Here is a 16,675-nt window from a genome sequence, read left to right as displayed (position 1 = left end):
ATTTCACCTTTAAGCCAACAAAGCCAATTCACCATGCAATAAAAAGAATGCCGTGATCGCCATCAGGCTGGCCATAATGCCGTTAAATAATTTTAATATTTTGGGGATCAGCAAATGCTGGCGTAAAGCATCGCCCAACCATGCCCAGATACAGATGCAGGGTAAATTAATCAGCGCACATAAAACGGCTAAGCCCGCTGCGGCGAGCATGCTATTTTGCTCAGCAGGCAAAAACAGAATCACGGTATTGATCACCATCACCCATGCTTTGGGGTTAATCCACTGAAATAGTGCTGCAGCTAAAAAGCTCATAGGTTTGGCGGCTTCTTTGCCTTCAGGCGATCCGGCTTTCCATATTTTCCACGACAGCCACAATAAATAAGCGCAGCCAAAGACGCCTAAAATTGGGCGTACTGTATTAATGCTGGCCATTACCCACGCAAGGAGTACGCCAACGATAAACACTTGAATGCCGTGGCCAATGCTAATACCTAATAAATGCGGAATGCTGCGGCGAAAACCAAAATTGCCGCCAGAAGCCGCCAGCATCAGATTATTGGGGCCGGGGGTGACGGACATCAGCGAGACATAGCTCAGTAAGGCAGGGTTAAACATAGGCTTGGCTCGTTATAGGTAAAAGGCAATTCATCATAAAAGCATCGTTATAAAGGTTACAGTGGCATTACTTGCTTATTTTTATGGGTACAATTTAGACATGACGGTCTTATCTGGTACTGATGATGCAAGTGGATACGCTTTACCAACAGCTGGCCGATGATTTTGCGCTGGCGATCAGCCACGGTTCTTTACCGCCAGGCTCCCGATTGCCATCGGTACGTAAAACAGCACAAAGCCGCAGGCTGTCTTTAAATACCGTCCTCACCGCTTACCGGATGCTGGAAGACCGTGGCCTTGTAGTGGTCAGGCCGCAATCTGGTTATTACGTGCGCAGCCATCTTCCTATGCTTCCGGCTGCAAAAGTTGCAGCAACACCCAGCCCGGCTCAAGGCCCGGCCGGTGAGGTGCTGGATTTAATCGGTGCCGCTTTATTGGCCCAGCAAACGCCGGGTTATATCAATCTGGCTTTAGCCTGCCCTAAGGGGGGCGATTTTTACCCCAGCAATAAGCTGGCGCGGATTATGGGGCAGGTGCTCAGGCAAAACCCGGGCATGGTCAGCAGCTATGCTTTGCCGCCGGGGTCGGAGCGATTACGCACCCAGATTGCCCGCCGCAGTGTGGAGCTGGGCATGTCTTTGCAAGCCGAAAACATCGTGCTTACCCATGGCTGTATGGAGGCCTTGCAATTGTCTTTGCGCGCCATCTGCGTGCGTGGAGACGCTGTTGGGATTGAATCGCCGACCTACTTTAATTTGTTGCCGCTGTTCAGCAGCCTGGGTTTAAAGGCGGTTGAAATACCGACTGATCCGCAAACGGGTCTGTCGCTTGATGCCTTGGAGCAATTACTGATTGATGGCCAGCTGCAGGCCATTGTGGCCATGCCTAATGTGCATAACCCTTTGGGCTGTAGCATGCCGCTGGAAAACAAACGGCGCTTGGCTGGCCTGTTAAAGCGTTATCAAATCCCCTTGATCGAAGACGCGCTCTATGCTGAACTGCAATTTGGTGAAGCCTTTGCGCCCGCTGTAAAAGCGTTTGACGAAGAGGGCTGGGTGGTCATTTGCGCCAGTTACACCAAAACGCTGGCCCCTGATTTCAGGATAGGCTGGGTAGAAGGCGGGCGTTTTACCGAGCAGATTCGTAAACTTAAATTCTCTTATTCTGTTGCCGAATCTTTGGTGCTGAGCGAAACGCTGGGCCTCTTTTTAGAATCAGGTGGTTACGATCATCATTTACGCCAGCTCAAACGCCGCTACGCGATTCAGGTGGATAAAGTACGCGCGCTGATTGCCGGGCATTTTCCGCAGGGCACCAGCGCCACCCAGCCTGCTGGCGGGTTTTTATTCTGGGTAGAGCTGCCTGCCAGCTGCGACAGCGTGAAATTGTTTCATCGCGCCATTGCCGAGAAGATCAGCATCTCGCCCGGCCCGCTGTATTCCCCCGGCGGCCGCCATACCTCGGCACTGCGTTTATCCTGTTGCCAGCCTTTGGATGAAAGCTATATCCGGGCTTTAGTGCGGCTGGGCGAAATGGCGCAGGACATCATGGATGAAGCGGCTGGCGCTTAAAATCAGATGCTTCTGTGAGTAAATCAGGATTAATTCATAGATTTTTGAAGTTCTATAAAAACCTGATCTGCTGCATCAACATTGATAAGGCCCAGCCGTGGGAATTCCAGATCGATGATGACATATAGGGCCAAAGACATAATAAAGGCAAAGGAAAAGGTGTGTAGCAGGCTGCGTTCCTTGTTATCCGACATATCGTAGCCCACCAAAAGTGCACCGGCAAAGCTTAGCCCCGCAAGCAGTAGGAACACGATAAAAGGAGGGTGGTTTTTTGTAGCCATTGCACGTGTGGTGGTGATATCGATCATGTCATTGAGTGCTGGTAAAAGCAGTGTGGCACTGGAAACAGGTTCGTTGGGTTTGCGGCTGGCAGTTAAAACTTTTTGCCATATTTTTGCCTGTAATGCGGCTGTTTCATCCATTTTTTGCTGGGTTTCGGCCTTGTTTTCCGCATTTTGGTAGCTGTTTGAGCGTAATTCAAGATAGCGTCGGAATAGTGCACGTATTTCGGGCTGAACATCGGCAGGCAACAGGTCTATACGCAAATAGGCCGTGCCGATGGCGTTGGCTTCTTGGGTTATTAAATGACGGCGCTCTTCAAATCGCGATGCTGCGCCTGAAAAAGTAAATGCAATGACCAGGCCAAGCAAGCCAAATACAGCACTTTCAGCAGCACCGACTCCGTTGGCTAGTCCGTTTGGGTCCCGTTTTAATTTGGCTAAACCCAGTCGTCGGCCAATTTCAGAGAAAATGAGGATGCCTGCAAAGATGCAAACCGTTGTCAATAAGGCGATGAGGGTGAAGGTCATTTTATTCCCCTTTAGATAGCGTTGCTATTGAGTGCAAAGGCAGCGAGTCTGTATGGATATCTATCGAATGATCATGAAGATAAAATCATCATATAATTGCTTACTTTACAATAACATATATTTTTGTTTTTGCACTTTTGTTTAATAGAGCTGCTGTCAGTTGTGAATTATTGTTTTCTTTGGAATTAATTGGTAAAAATAGATTTTTTTGATAAATAAATAATTTATTTAGTATTGATTGTAATTATTGTATGAATGATTTAATTTTCTTGGAGTATAAAGAACAAAATCTTTGCGAACCAAGTGCCAGGGAAAATCACATACTTTGCATTTAGTTTGTTTCTTGATTTTTTGTTATGTAGATATATTGGCTTTTACTTAAGTTTACAGGATGGTTAACACTCACGCTTCCTGCGTAAACGGACAGGAAGCGGTTGTGTGCCGATGTTTAATTCACGCTGTATTCCTTAATTTATTTTGGCAGTTTAAATAGCCAATGCTGGGAATGGGCTTGCGTTGGGTCGCCGCGGCTGATATTAAATTACACTGCGCCATCAATTTTGCAGCTATTTGCCCATGTTGCCAGCCTTTGGATGAAAGCTATATCCAGGCTTTAGTCCGGCTGGGCGAGATGGCGCAGGACATTATGGATGAAGCTGCAGGCGTTTAATCCACAGGATGCGTGGCGGCGGTAGAAAACCTCGCCTCGCGTGCATCCAGCTCTTTGCCGGTTGGCTGAGTCAGCAGGCCATATAGCTCCGGCCTGCGGCCACGTATCCAGCGCTGGCCTGTGCTCATATTGACGAGGTTTAAATCCAGCACTGCGGCCACCATGGCGTCCTGGGCCAACCAGGTTTCATGAATGATGCGGCCATAGGGATCAATAATCATGGCGTTGCCGGTGCGGATTTCCTCCTCATCCTGGCCTACACCATTGCTGAAAATAATAAACAGGCCGTTATCGTGCGCTCTGGCGGGCAGCCAGCGCAGCAACCATTCCCGGCCATTAGGGCCTTTGAATTCGGCTTCAATGGCGGCAGGATTAATGTGGCGTTGCTGCCATTTTTCCAGGGCTATGGGTTTCATGCCATGCGGGCTGCGCGAGTTTGTGCCACCGGTTTGATGCGGGGCAAGCAGCAGGCTGGCCCCAAGCAGCGCGCAGGCCCGCACGTTCTCAACTAAGTTGTTATCCCAGCAAATCAGGATGGCGATGCGTATTCCCCATGGCGTATTAAATACGGTGTATTGATTGCCGCGGTGAATAGATTCGTGCTCAAAAGCATGCAGCTTGCGGTGGCAATGTTGTGTGCCATCGGGCATGCACAGCACATAGCTATTATAAAAATGCCCATCCTCCCCCAGCTCTGTCAGCCCCGCGCCAATCGCCATTTGATACTGTTGCGCCAGCTTTGTGACCGATGTGATCGAAGGCCCATGCAGCGGCTCGGCTAAGCCCGCCACGCCTTCACGGCTCAGCTTTGTGACATGCCAGTAGCCCGTAATGCACATTTCAGGAAAAGCGAGCAGCTGCACACCCTGGCTGGCGGCTTGGGCGGCAAAATCGGCAATGCGGCTCAGGTTATAAGCCTTATCACCCGCACGATGCTGAAATTGAACAGAGGCAACATTTAAAGTGGTATTGGGCATGGTGGGCTGCGCCTTGGTGTGAATGAATAAAGCGATTTAACCGCGGTCTGTTTCATGCGTAAAATGAAATTTATGCCCATCATTGATAGAAAAATAGAATGGATATCAAATTACTGCGCTCCTTTATTACCCTTGCTGGGCTGGGGCATTTTGGCCGGGCGGCGGATGTGCTCTGTGTAACGCAGCCAACCCTGAGTAAGCAAATTGCGAATTTAGAAGCCGAGCTGGGTGCCAGATTATTTGAACGCGGCCGCCATGGCGCAGAGTTAACTGCGTTTGGAGCGCTGTTTTTGCCTGATGCTCAGCGCTTAATTCAGGATGCTGATCAAGTGTTGCTGCGTGCCAGAGAAGCCAGCCGGGGAGAGCGCGGGCGGCTGCGCATTGGTTTTGGTTTGTCTGCGCTCGAATTTGCCCCGCAAGCGATTGCTGCGTTTAGCCAGCGCTACCCTGATGTGGCGATTACGCTTAATGATTACTCCTCAGCAGAGCAGACGCAGCGCATTCTGGCTGGCGAACTGGAGCTGGGTTTTATTCGCTTGCCCTGCGATGCCGCTTTAGCCACGCTCCCGCTCTTTGCAGAGCAATTAGCCCTGGCGGTCCCTGCTATGGGCACATGGCAAGCGGTGCCGGATCAGCTGGCTGATTTAAACACGCTGGGTTTTATTGCACTCACTGCCACTCGCGGGCCAGGCCTTGCGGCGCACATTCAGCAGTGGTGCAATGCGCATCAATTTAATCCACGCATCACCCAATACAGCGAAGATATACAAACCATTCTGGCGATTGTAGCTGCCGGTTTAGGTGTGGCTTTATTGCCTTATCGGGCCGGACTGTTGCTGCCGCAGAATGTGCAGCTTTTACCCTTTAATGAGCCTGCGGCACACTGGCAAGTGGGTTTAGCCTGGCAAGCCGGGCGGGAAGACCCCGTTGTGAAGGGCTTTGTTGACCTGCTTGCCAAACCTTGAGTGGCTTATTTACGCGGCATCATCAGCCATAGTCCACAGAGGCTCAAACCCATGCCCAGCACGCGGGTGATTGAAAACGACTCGCGGAAAAACCACAGGCCTATGGGCAGCAGTAACAGCGTGCTGGCGGCATTGGTCATCAGGGAGGACATGCCTAAATGACCGCCAGCCCGGTAGAGCAATAAAAATCCCAGCTCAATACCCAGAATACCCAGCGCCACGCCACCGACGCTCCAGTTCAATACCTGCACACTGCGGCTGCCGCCATAGTAGTAAATACCGGGCAGGCATAATAAAAGCGCAATGCCGTAGCTGATCGATAAAGATAAAAAAGGGTTGATTTCATTCGGCACAAATTTAATTGAGAGGTGATAAATCACCGATCCGGCAATGGCCAGCAAAATGGCTAAAACATACATTTTTTTACTCCAGCGATATTGGATTTGCTTAGACTAGCTGAAGCATTAGTTGATAGGTAGACTGTAATAAACCATAGTGGCTATAAAATATTATTATGACTAATGATCTGGATACCGCATTGCTGCGTGCATTTGTGAGCGTGGTACGTAGTGGCAGCATCAACCGGGCCGCTATTTTGCAAGGCAAAACACAGCCTGCGCTCAGCCAGCAAATTCAGCGGCTAGAGCAGCAGCTTGGCCAGACTTTATTGCTGCGCTCGCCCAGAGGCATACGTTTAAGCCCGGAAGGTGAGGCTTTATTGCCCTATGCCGAGCGTATTTTAAGTTTAACCGACCAGCTTAGCCTCAAGCCGGTATTGCAAGGCGAGCAGCAGCGCAGTATTGGTCTGGCAGAGGATTTTGTCAGCGGCCACCTGAATCGGGTACTGGCCGATTTTGCCTGTGTCCACCCTCGTTTGCGGCTGCGGGTGGATGTGGCCGACAAACAAACACTGTTTGCGGCTTTTGAGCGCAAAGAGCTGGATGTATTGGTAAGCATGCCGCTTGCCGCAGCCGCAACGCCCGATCAGGCGCTAAGCATGCCCCTGAACTGGTTTGCGGCGCCTGGGTTTGATCTGCAGGCGGCCTCGATACCGCTGGTGATTTTTAGCCAGCCCTGTACTTGGCGTGATCGCATTTTAGAAACGCTGAATCGGGCCAATCAGCCATGGCATATTGTTTTTGAAAGCAGCAGCCTGGCGGCATTGCAGGCGGCAGCAGAAGCAGGCTTGGGGGTGACCGCCCTATTGGCAGATACCCCGCCACAGCATAGCCAGCTGATCACGGAACTCCCTCCATTGCCTGATGTAACTATCGCGGTGTATCGCCAGCAGGGCGATACAGACCCCATAAATCAGCAATTAGCGGGTTTGTTTTTACGGGAATTACAGAGGGGCTGAGGTTTTGAATTATAGTGATTTATTGGGCGAGGGGAATTTAAAAATGAAAACAGGCAAGTTAGGGAGGCGGGGCGGCCCAATGCCTGAAGCAATTGCGTCTTGCAAATGAATAAGGCGTATTGGGCCCGGGAAGGGCGCAATACGCACCGGCTGTAGATACGGCGCATTGAGAATGCGCCGTATGATGTTTAATTCACGCTGTATTCCTTAATATCCTTCGGCAGTTTAAACAGCCACAGGCGTGAAGGCGCTTGAGTTGGGTCGCCGCGGCTGATATTAAATTTCACCGCGTCGGCTGCAGCCGCTGCGCTATCAATTTTGCAGCCAGTTAGCTTGCCGTTGCTGATCACGCAATCGGTGGCGGTTTTGCCTTTGGCGTCTTGCAGGCTGGCTTTGATATCAAAGTCATTGTCATTCACGATGGCGATGGTTTTGCCGTCGATCATGGTTAAGCCTTCTGATTTCTCTGCCAGATAACCAAAGCCGCCAGCAAGGGCGTCGTAGTCAAACAGCTTGGTGCGTTTCACCATCTGGATACCAGCCAGATCGGCTGCCACGCCAAACTCCAGATCCCGCTTATCGCCCAAGGTTTTGCCGCTCAGATCGGTGGCGTTGCTGATATCGATCAGATAAACACTGCGGTGCATCAGGCCGTCTTTTTGAATGCCTTGTTCGATCAGCAGGAAGCGCGTGTCAGAAATCGCCAGCAGGTCGCCAATTTTCAGCTCTTTGCTTTTGCCATAGCTGGCGTCAATCGGGTAGGCAAACATGCGGGTGGCTTTGGTGGCCGGGTCGTATTCGGCAATCCGCGTAAACAGTGCCTTGGTCGATTTATTATTTTTGCTGTCGCTGATTTCTAAATTGCTTTGCACTGCGGCGTAGATTTTGCCGCTGGCAGGGGCAATGGCGATGCCTTCAAAGCCACGGTTTGCCTGGCGATTGGCCAGCACTGCAGGCAGGCCACCCGCACCAGGATAAAGCTTTTCTAAAATCTTGCCGGTTTTAGGATCAATGCGGATCAGGAAGGGGCCGTATTCATCGCAAATCCACAAGTCGCCATTTTTATCGACCACGATGCCTTCAGGATCGATGCCGTTTTTATCGGTGGCGAGCGTTTGCAGGGTATCAGACAGAGGCACTTCTTTACTGGAGCCGATTTCATTGGCAGCCGTTGGGCGACCTGTGGTTTTGCTGCCGTCGGTATTTAAAATATCAGTGACTGAAACAAGGCTGGCTACGCCGTCTTTTAAGCGCATTACGCCAAATTTAGGCGTGAAATCTGGGGCGGGGAATACTTTTGTGATATTGCCATCAGCCAGGTTTGGCGAATCGGCATTGGGGCCACGATCGCTCAATACATAAAATTCAATTGCGCCATCTTTGGTTTTTTCTTTAAAAGCCAGCGCCGAGCCCATGCTAAATGGAAAACCATTTGGGAAAGTGGCTTTCAGGCCCGCTAATGTGCCCGGATAGGCCACATTAAATTTAGGATCGACCACAATTTGATGCTTGGTTACGCTGATGTCGCCTACCTTGCTGGTATTGTCTTTGCCAAACTGACTGGCGAGTGTGGATTCAAAATGCTCGCTGGCCAAATTGCGGTCCCGCACCTTCAGGCCGAGCTTGGCCAGCTCTGTGCCAAATTCATTGCCATTTGCGGCTAATTTGATGCTGGATTCTGTTAATGATTTTAATAAATCGCGCTGGGTTGCTTCAAGCTTAATGCCATTAGCCGGATCGCCATCGCTATCCAGTGTTTGCAATAATTGGGCGATATTAATGGCTTTATCGTTAAAGCTACCGCTTAAATCAGCCGGGGATAATTTAGCGGTGGCAATGGCTTTACCTAATACCACGCCGCCAATTTTAAAGGTTATTTCGTCACCCACCTGATATAAATAAAAGCCATCGGCCTTGGTGTATTGCGTGCCTGGGTTGCTGGTGGTGCTGTATTCCAGGCCTTCTACTGCTGAGTCTTGAAATACGCCACTGATTATAAAGGGTTTGTTGTTTGTGCTGGTGGTGGTATCGGTACTGTCGCTATTGCATGCGGCTAATAGTGAGCTAAGCGCAATACTCAGCGCGATTGTGCTGCGTTTCATTGAATAACCCTTTTATTAAAATTAAATGGATAGTGCCATTTGATTATGACAAAGGGGTTAAAGTTAATTGTTTTAGTTGTGATATTTGAATTGATTCTAAATGAAAAATGAATGTGCTTTATATTTTTTAATACATTCTGGATTACTTATATATGTGGTGATTTTCAATAAAAAACGCCCTGCATAAATACAGGGCGTTTTGGCGGATTGCTTAATGCTTAATGTTTAGATGCGCCTTCTGCACCTACCCCTGTCATAGAGCGGATAAATTGTGGCAGGAATTGTGCACGTTCAGAATCTGCCTGTGCGCTCTTATCGGTCACAGAGAAAATCCATGTCATGAGAAACGCTAAAGTCATTGAGAAAATAGCCGGGTTTTTATAAGGGAATAATTCGCTGCCCTTAGCGTGGCCCAGAGTATCAACCCAAACGGCTGGCCCGAGAATAATCAATACCACGGCGCAGATCAGGCCGGAATAGCCGCCGATCACTGCCCCGCGGGTGCTTAAGCCTTTCCAGAACATCGACAAGAATAAAACCGGGAAGTTGGCCGAAGCGGCAATAGAGAACGCCAGACCCACCATAAAGGCGATGTTTTGCTTCTCGAACATAATACCCAGCAAGATGGCCACCACACCCAAAGCCACGGTTGCATATTTAGAAACACGGATTTCTGTGGCTTCATCCACGCGTCCATGACGCCATACACTGGCATAAAGATCGTGTGAAACCGCCGATGCGCCAGAAAGGGTAAGGCCGGATACAACGGCCAGGATGGTGGCAAAGGCTACGGCTGAAATAAATCCGAGGAATAAATCACCGCCTACAGCATGCGCAAGGTGCACCGCTGCCATATTAGAGCCACCCAGCAGCTTGCCTGCTGCGTCTTTATACGATGGATCGGTAGACACCAGCATAATCGCGCCAAAGCCGATAATGAAGGTCAGGATATAGAAGTAGCCAATAAAGCCTGTGGCTACAAACACGGATTTACGCGCAGCCTGAGCATCTTTTACGGTAAAGAAGCGCATCAGAATGTGCGGCAAGCCTGCTGTACCAAACATCAGGGCAAGGCCAAGAGAGATCGCATCAATCGGGTTAGAAACCAGGCCGCCGGGTGCCATGATGTTTTTGGCGGCTTTTGCTGCTGCTTTTGCTGCGTCAGATGCTTTTTCAAGTAAAGAAGCCGCATCGGGTGAGTGATTGGCTACCGCTTGTGCGGCTACATCAGATGCTGCCGTGGCTTTCACGGCAAGAAGCTGCGCGCCGGCTTCTTTTACGTGGACAGCCTGGGCAAACATGCCTTCAACACTGAAGTTCACATGTTTAAGCACCATAAAGGCCATAAAGCTGGCGCCGGATAAGAGCAGCACGGCTTTAATAATTTGTACCCATGTGGTGGCCAGCATGCCGCCAAAAATGACGTAAATCACCATCAGAATGCCAACCATAATGACGGCGGTGTTGTAATTCATGCCAAACAGCAGCTGAATCAGCTTACCTGCACCAACCATCTGGGCAATCAGATAGAGCGCCACCACAACCAGGGTGCCGGTGGCCGCAAAGGTGCGTACCGGGCCTTGCTGCAGGCGATAAGAGGCCACATCGGCAAAAGTGTATTTGCCTAAGTTACGCAGGCGCTCTGCTACGAGGAAGGTAATCACAGGCCAGCCTACCAAAAAGCCCAGCGAGTAAATCAGCCCGTCGTAACCAGTATCAAATACTAAAGCGGAAATCCCTAAAAATGATGCGGCCGACATATAGTCGCCCGCAATGGCTAAGCCATTTTGAAACCCGGTAATGCCACCGCCTGCAGAGTAAAAGTCTTTAGCAGAGCGGGTGCGGCTGGCTGCCCAGTAAGTGACACCCAGCGTAAACGCCACAAACAGAAAAAACATAATGATGGCGTGCCAGTTCATTGCTTGCTTGGTAACCGGCCCGTCAATACTGCCAGACGCCCATGCCGGCAAGCTGGCAAAGGCCAGCAATACTCCGCAGCCCAGCTGCTTTTGCAGTTTATGCATCATTGCTTTGCTTCCTCGATAATTTCACGGGTCAACTGATCAAATTCAGTGGCGCGGCGTACATAAATGCCGGTAAGTACAAAGGCCGATAAAATCACCAGGATACCAATCGGAATACCGATGGTGGTGACACTGCCTGCAGAAAGCGGGATCCCAAGTGTCTTGGGGGAAAATGCGATCACCAGAATAAAGCCGTAGTAAATCACCAGCATGACTGATGATAAAAGCCACGAGAGGCTGGTTTTCTTCTGGACTAATTCTGCAAATTTAGAATTTTGCTGAATGCGGTCGATGATAGTTTCACTCATGCTTAGACTCCTCCTTGAACAAGGTGGATCCCGGAAGGGACAACCGATACATAATGTAACGACAGCAACCCTTTGATGCTAATTGCAATTTTTGATGTACAAAATCAGCAAAACTGATGTTGCATTGCACTGGTATTGCTTGGGGCTTACTTTGTTTTGTGGATTTTATACAGGCAGACTACGGTATTTTTACCGGAATAAGCTGACAGGTCAGGCGTTTTTAAGCATACTTTCCGCATGGAAATCTACCAACTCCGCACTTTTATTGCCGTTGCACAGCAGGGGCATTTAACCCAGGCCGCAGAATTACTTCATCTCTCTCAGCCTGCCGTAACGGCGCAAATCAAGGCTTTAGAAGAGGAGTTTGGTCTTCCTTTATTTGAGCGCTTCCCAGGTGGCGTGCAATTAACCGAAGCGGGTAAGTTGCTGCAGCCCGATGCCGAGCACATTCTTGCCCTGGCAAGAGGCATGCAAAACCGCGCCAAAGCACTGGCAGGAGAGCCTAAAGGAAAAGTTAAAATTGGTACGATAGGCGTACCGGCGAGGCTGCGCTTAGGATCCTGGCTGGCTCATTTGCGCGAGAAATATCCGCTGATTTCGGCGCAAACCACGCATGGTATTTCTGTGAGTGTATTAAATGATGTGCGCAAAAAGGTGCTGGACGGTGGTTTTTATCTGGGGCGCAATCCCTATCAGAATGTCACAACTTTGCAGCTGACCGAAATAGGTTTCTGTGTTGCGCTGCCCCCCGGCATGGCTGGTGATCTGGCTAATGCGGATTGGAAAACCCTGGGTAAAGCACCCTGGCTGGGCTTGTCTCAATTTACCAGTCTGGCTGAAATCACTCTGGAGCTGTGGCGCAGTCAGAATATCGCACCAAAAATTGTGGGCGAGTTTGATGAAGAAGCAACTCTTGTCGAGTTGGTTAAAGCAGGAATGGGCGTGGCGATTCTGGCTGAGCGCACCGCAAAGCGCTTTGCCGCAGATGGCTCGATTGCCTTGTGGCGGGGAGGGGAGATTGCAGTACGGGTGCCCTTGCAGTTTATTTACTCGGCTGACAGAGAGCAGGATCCCTTAATTGCGATGCTGAAGGGCTCACTCAAAACAGAGTGGGATTTGCCCTGATAACTTTTAAATTTTTAAAATAAAAAAGCCAAACTGAGTTTGGCTTTTTTTGATGCTCTGGAAATACAAAAACCCCACCAAGGGCAGGGTTCGAGTATGAAGGCCACCGTACAAAAACTGAATTACTTCAGCTTGGTTTCCTTGTAGATCACGTGTTTACGAACCACGGGATCGTACTTCTTGATTTCCAGCTTTGTTGGCATTGTGCGCTTGTTCTTGGTCGTTGTGTAAAAGTGACCAGTACCTGCGCTGGATTCCAGCTTGATTTTTTCACGCATGATTTCTTACCTCAGCCTCAAACTTCGCCACGAGCGCGGAGATCCGCGAGGACGACTTCGATGCCTAGTTTATCGATAGTACGGAGTGCTGCGTTAGATACACGCAGACGAACGAAGCGGTTTTCGCTTTCTACCCAGAAACGACGGCTGTGCAGATTTGGAAGAAAACGACGCTTAGTCTTGTTATTGGCGTGGGAAACATTGTTCCCTGTCACTGGGCGCTTGCCGGTGACTTCACATACTCGTGCCATGGCGGGTAATTCCCTGACTTCTGAGAAAAACCGGATTTATAGCATAGATCCCCGCTTCGTTTCAAGAGCTATGTCACTTTACCCTTAGGGAATTGTATTTTTTTTGCTGCTGTTTTATCGCTTACAGCTAGGCTTTGCGCGGCTTGGCGGCAGGTTTGAGGGCTATTTGTAAATATGCAAAAATAATCGCGTAAATCAGGGGGCCTGAATTTGCATTTTGGCATTGAAAATCGTGCTTTTTCCCATGTCACTGGTTTTGGCTTCATCTTGTTCTATTTACTGAGAAAAATGCCTGTTGGCGGGGGCAAAAAAAGCCGCTTATCCAGGGAGAAGCGGCTCTTGTTGTGGCGGGCATTATTGCGCCGCACTGAGGGCGGGGGCGGTGATGGCCTTATTCGCTTGCAGGAGCCAGCACAGTGCGATTGCCATTGGTTTCCATACCACTGACCAGCCCTGCGGCTTCCATCTGCTCAATCAGCCTTGCAGCGCGGTTGTAACCGATGCGTAGCTGGCGTTGCACGGATGAGATGGATGCACGGCGGCTTTTGAGCACAAAGGCTACAGCTTCGTCGTAAAGCGGATCGCTTTCGTTGTTCGCATCGCTATTGCCGCCGCTTGCTGCAGCCTCGGCTTCAAAGCCACCATTTAAAATGCCATCAATGTAGTTGGGTTCGCCCTGCTGCTTGAGGTTTTCAACCACCTGATGCACTTCGTTATCGTCCACAAAGGCACCGTGCACGCGCAGTGGATAGCCGCTGCCTGGTGGCAGGAACAACATATCCCCCTGGCCCAGCAGGGCCTCTGCGCCCATTTGATCGAGAATGGTGCGGCTGTCGATCTTGCTCGATACCTGAAACGCAAGCCGGGTAGGGATATTGGCCTTGATCAGGCCGGTAATCACATCCACCGATGGGCGCTGGGTGGCCAGAATCAAATGAATACCCGCAGCACGGGCTTTTTGCGCAAGCCTTGCGATCAGCTCTTCAATCTTTTTGCCTGCCACCATAATCAGATCGGCAAATTCATCGACTACCACCACAATAAAGGGCAGGTGCTCAAGGCGTTCAGGATCTTCCGGTGTTAGCGTAAAGGGATTGGTGAGCGGTTTACCGGCTTTCTCGGCTTCGCGCACTTTTTGATTGAAGCCTGCTAAATTACGTACGCCAAAGGTACTCATCAGGCGATAACGTTTTTCCATTTCGGCCACACACCAGTTCAGCGCATTGGCCGCCAGCTTCATGTCAGTCACAACAGGGGCCAGGAGGTGCGGAATGCCTTCGTAAACCGATAGCTCGAGCATTTTCGGGTCGATCATAATAAAGCGCACTTCGTCTGCCGTGGCCTTGTAAACCAGGCTGAGAATCATGGCATTGACCCCCACGGATTTACCCGAGCCGGTGGTCCCTGCCACCAGCATATGCGGTGCCTTGCCCAGGTCGGTGACAATTGGCTTGCCGGTAATATCCTTACCCAGCGCAATGGTCAGCTTGCTGCTCATGGCGTGATAGGGCTCGGACGATAAAATCTCTGACAGGCGAATGATTTGCCGTGTAGGGTTGGGCAGCTCCAGCCCCATGCAGGTTTTATCCGGAATGGTTTCAACCACACGAATCGAAACAAGGCCCAGCGCGCGTGATAAATCCTTCATCAGATTAACAATCTGCGAGCCTTTTACGCCCACCGCAGGCTCAATTTCGTAACGCGTAATTACAGGGCCAGGGTAGGCCGCCACGACTTTGACTTCTACATTGAAGTCGGCCAGTTTTTTCTCAATCAGCCTTGATGTGAATTCCAGCGTGTCTTTGCTGATTGTTTCTTTAGCGGGTGGCGCTACCGTCAACAGCTTGATCGGTGGCAGTGCCTGGTTGCTGGCTATTACTGGTAAGTCTTCAGCATTAAACAGCGGCACTTGCGCGGCCTTTTGCTGCTCTTCCTGCGCTTTTTTGCTGAGTTTGGCGGCGATAGCAGGTGCTTCGGTATGGGCTGCTTCTATGCGGACCGGTGGCTTATCATCAAAGCGTTTTTTCTCTGAAGTGACCTTTTCGCTGCGCTGTACTTTGGCTTCACGGCCAATTTTCCGATCGCGTGATGCCTGAATGGCATCTTTTGCTTTCAGCGCGCTCAGCTCGATCAGGGTTCCCAGATTTTCCATCAAATACAGCCAGGATAAGCCGGTGAATAGCGAAATGCCGATGCAGATAGTGGCCAGTAAAAACAACGTTGCACCAGAAAAGCCAAAGCTGAGGTAAAGCCAGCTGCCCAGCGTTACACCTAATATTCCACCAGGGGCCTGTGGCAATACCGCATGGATACTGTGTAAGCGCAGCGCTTCAAAGCTTGAGCTGGCCAGAATAATCAGCAGAAAGCCGATACAGGCAAAGAGCACCGTAGGGCGGGCACCATCACTTACATGATCAATGCGGCGATAGCCCCATAAAATGGCGGCAAAGCAAAAGCCTACCCACCACCATGCTGAAAAGCCAAATAAGTAGAGCAGGATATCGGCAATCCACGCACCTACTGCTCCGCCGCGATTATGGATTTCGGGCCGGGTGGCGCTATGAGACCAGCCAGGGTCACCAGGGCTGTAGGTAGAAAGGACAAGGACGAGGTAAATAACCAAGACGACCAGAATAAACCACCATGATTCGCGTAAAAGAATGGCGATCTGCGGTGGCAAGGCGGCGCGGCTGGATACATTCGCGACGTTTTTTTTACGAAATATGGCCATGTTTGGCTTGGTTGCAATGAATATGCCACTAATTATAGCGGCAACATCCTGCAAACAGCAGTTGACAGTTTAATTTGGGTAATAAGCCATTCAATTGCTGCGAAGGATCACTCAAGAAAACGTTTTTGCCAGCCTGAATAGAGCGCATAGGTCTGGCTGGAGTAATCGTCTTTATCTTTAAACTGGCTGGCTTCCAGCGGGTCAAATACGTGGTAATGCGCCACATGATTGGGTGAGCGCATGATTTGCCATATTTTTTGAATGAGTGTGGTATTGGGGCCCCATTCAAAGGCTTCCTGCGCTTCGTAATATAAAAATACCGGCAGGATGGGGATCTTGGTTTCGATAGAAACGATAAATGCGCCATATAAAAACTTATCCCAGAGACGACGGCCTTTGCAACCGCCTTCAGGATAAAGCGCAATTGAATGCCCAGCTCTTACGGCGGCAATCATATTGAGCAGGGCGGCCTGCCGGGCATCTTTTTCTTCGCGTTTAACAAATAATGTACCGGCTGCTTCGGCGATTCTGCCGACAAACCACCAGTGACGCACCTCTTCTTTTGCGAGGTTTCTGACTGGAAAAAAGCCTGGAATGCCAACGTCTTCCAGGGCGGAAGGATGATTGGCAATTAAAATATACTGGGGTGGAAGCGGTTTTTTATGGTGCTGGTGTAAACGAAGCTCTACACCCAGAGCCCGGACAAAACAGCGGCACCATGCCTGAAATAATGAGGGGTACCAGGCTGACAAAAGCGCCATAGGCAGGCGTGCCAGTAAGAGCATCAGCAGGGTAAAGACACAGAGATCAAGCCAGGCAAGGGTAAGGCGCAGCCATTTGGCAAACCAAAGCATGGTGATGTCTCCGCAGGGCAATTGCGAATAAGGTTTTT

The 16,675-nt window shown here is 50.2% G+C and carries 16 protein-coding genes; 5 read left to right on the top strand and 11 right to left on the bottom strand.

Going from position 1 to position 16,675, the window contains the following annotated elements; all coding sequences use genetic code 11:
* Window positions 1-9 precede the first annotated feature (9 nt).
* A complete protein-coding gene (locus tag HA050_RS07165) occupies window positions 10-615 on the bottom strand; it encodes a LysE family translocator (RefSeq protein ID WP_099398793.1) in 606 nt (201 codons plus the stop codon).
* Between the two features lie 122 nt (window positions 616-737).
* On the opposite strand from HA050_RS07165, the gene HA050_RS07160 reads away from it, so the two are divergent.
* Entirely contained in the window at window positions 738-2,186 is a 1,449-nt protein-coding gene (locus HA050_RS07160) for an aminotransferase-like domain-containing protein (protein ID WP_240929009.1), read from the top strand.
* 29 nt (window positions 2,187-2,215) lie between these two features.
* On the opposite strand, the gene HA050_RS07155 is transcribed toward HA050_RS07160, so the two are convergent.
* Window positions 2,216-2,995, bottom strand: coding sequence for a bestrophin-like domain (locus HA050_RS07155; RefSeq protein WP_166823949.1), 780 nt, complete (start codon window positions 2,993-2,995; stop codon window positions 2,216-2,218).
* A gap of 511 nt (window positions 2,996-3,506) precedes the next feature.
* On the opposite strand from HA050_RS07155, the gene HA050_RS07150 reads away from it, so the two are divergent.
* Window positions 3,507-3,665: a hypothetical protein gene (locus HA050_RS07150; RefSeq protein ID WP_166823946.1), complete on the top strand. Its 159-nt coding sequence runs from the start codon at window positions 3,507-3,509 to the stop codon at window positions 3,663-3,665.
* On the opposite strand, the gene HA050_RS07145 is transcribed toward HA050_RS07150, so the two are convergent.
* Window positions 3,662-4,642 (bottom strand): nitrilase family protein, encoded by a 981-nt coding sequence (locus tag HA050_RS07145; RefSeq protein WP_166823943.1) that lies wholly within the window; start codon window positions 4,640-4,642, stop codon window positions 3,662-3,664. The two genes, HA050_RS07150 and HA050_RS07145, sit on opposite strands and share 4 nt — an antisense overlap.
* 98 nt (window positions 4,643-4,740) lie before the next feature.
* Between HA050_RS07145 and HA050_RS07140 the strand changes: the two genes are divergently transcribed.
* Entirely contained in the window at window positions 4,741-5,607 is an 867-nt protein-coding gene (locus HA050_RS07140; protein WP_166823941.1) for a LysR family transcriptional regulator, read from the top strand.
* Window positions 5,608-5,612: 5 nt separating this feature from the next.
* Here the strand turns inward: HA050_RS07140 and HA050_RS07135 are convergent, their stop codons facing one another.
* Window positions 5,613-6,026 (bottom strand): EamA family transporter, encoded by a 414-nt coding sequence (locus tag HA050_RS07135; RefSeq protein ID WP_166823938.1) that lies wholly within the window; start codon window positions 6,024-6,026, stop codon window positions 5,613-5,615.
* Window positions 6,027-6,121: 95 nt separating this feature from the next.
* On the opposite strand from HA050_RS07135, the gene HA050_RS07130 reads away from it, so the two are divergent.
* Complete coding sequence (locus tag HA050_RS07130; RefSeq protein ID WP_166823935.1) at window positions 6,122-6,964, top strand: LysR family transcriptional regulator; 843 nt, start codon at window positions 6,122-6,124, stop codon at window positions 6,962-6,964.
* A gap of 188 nt (window positions 6,965-7,152) precedes the next feature.
* Here HA050_RS07130 and HA050_RS07125 read toward each other — a convergent pair whose 3' ends face one another.
* The 3 genes from HA050_RS07125 to HA050_RS07115 all read right to left on the bottom strand — a co-directional run bounded on the left by HA050_RS07125 (window position 7,153) and on the right by HA050_RS07115 (window position 11,398).
* Window positions 7,153-9,066, bottom strand: a complete 1,914-nt coding sequence (locus tag HA050_RS07125) for an esterase-like activity of phytase family protein (RefSeq protein ID WP_166823932.1) — start codon at window positions 9,064-9,066, stop codon at window positions 7,153-7,155.
* A 218-nt stretch (window positions 9,067-9,284) separates the two neighbouring features.
* On the bottom strand, window positions 9,285-11,090 hold the full coding sequence (locus HA050_RS07120; RefSeq protein ID WP_205836352.1) for a cation acetate symporter: 1,806 nt from the start codon (window positions 11,088-11,090) through the stop codon (window positions 9,285-9,287).
* Window positions 11,090-11,398: a DUF485 domain-containing protein gene (locus HA050_RS07115; RefSeq protein WP_166823926.1), complete on the bottom strand. Its 309-nt coding sequence runs from the start codon at window positions 11,396-11,398 to the stop codon at window positions 11,090-11,092. The genes HA050_RS07120 and HA050_RS07115 overlap by 1 nt, the downstream gene beginning before the upstream one ends.
* Before the next feature lie 237 nt (window positions 11,399-11,635).
* On the opposite strand from HA050_RS07115, the gene HA050_RS07110 reads away from it, so the two are divergent.
* Window positions 11,636-12,523, top strand: a complete 888-nt coding sequence (locus HA050_RS07110; RefSeq protein WP_099398806.1) for a LysR family transcriptional regulator — start codon at window positions 11,636-11,638, stop codon at window positions 12,521-12,523.
* 122 nt (window positions 12,524-12,645) lie between these two features.
* Here the strand turns inward: HA050_RS07110 and rpmG are convergent, their stop codons facing one another.
* From rpmG to HA050_RS07090, 4 genes are all read right to left on the bottom strand, one after another.
* The gene (gene rpmG, locus HA050_RS07105; protein WP_046350383.1) at window positions 12,646-12,801 is read right to left on the bottom strand and encodes a 50S ribosomal protein L33; all 156 of its coding nucleotides are present in this window, start codon (window positions 12,799-12,801) and stop codon (window positions 12,646-12,648) included.
* A 17-nt stretch (window positions 12,802-12,818) separates the two neighbouring features.
* Entirely contained in the window at window positions 12,819-13,052 is a 234-nt protein-coding gene (gene rpmB / locus HA050_RS07100) for a 50S ribosomal protein L28 (RefSeq protein ID WP_082752868.1), read from the bottom strand.
* A 391-nt stretch (window positions 13,053-13,443) separates the two neighbouring features.
* Window positions 13,444-15,783 carry a DNA translocase FtsK gene (locus HA050_RS07095; protein ID WP_166823923.1) on the bottom strand — a complete coding sequence of 780 codons (2,340 nt, stop codon included), beginning with the start codon at window positions 15,781-15,783 and terminating at the stop codon, window positions 13,444-13,446.
* A gap of 107 nt (window positions 15,784-15,890) precedes the next feature.
* A complete protein-coding gene (locus HA050_RS07090; protein ID WP_166823920.1) occupies window positions 15,891-16,637 on the bottom strand; it encodes a lysophospholipid acyltransferase family protein in 747 nt (248 codons plus the stop codon).
* Window positions 16,638-16,675 lie beyond the last annotated feature (38 nt).

Origin of the sequence: Iodobacter violaceini, from assembly GCF_011601265.1 — a bacterium.
Lineage (GTDB): Bacteria > Pseudomonadota > Gammaproteobacteria > Burkholderiales > Chitinibacteraceae > Iodobacter > Iodobacter violaceini.
This window is presented reverse-complemented; position numbering and strand designations above follow the sequence as displayed.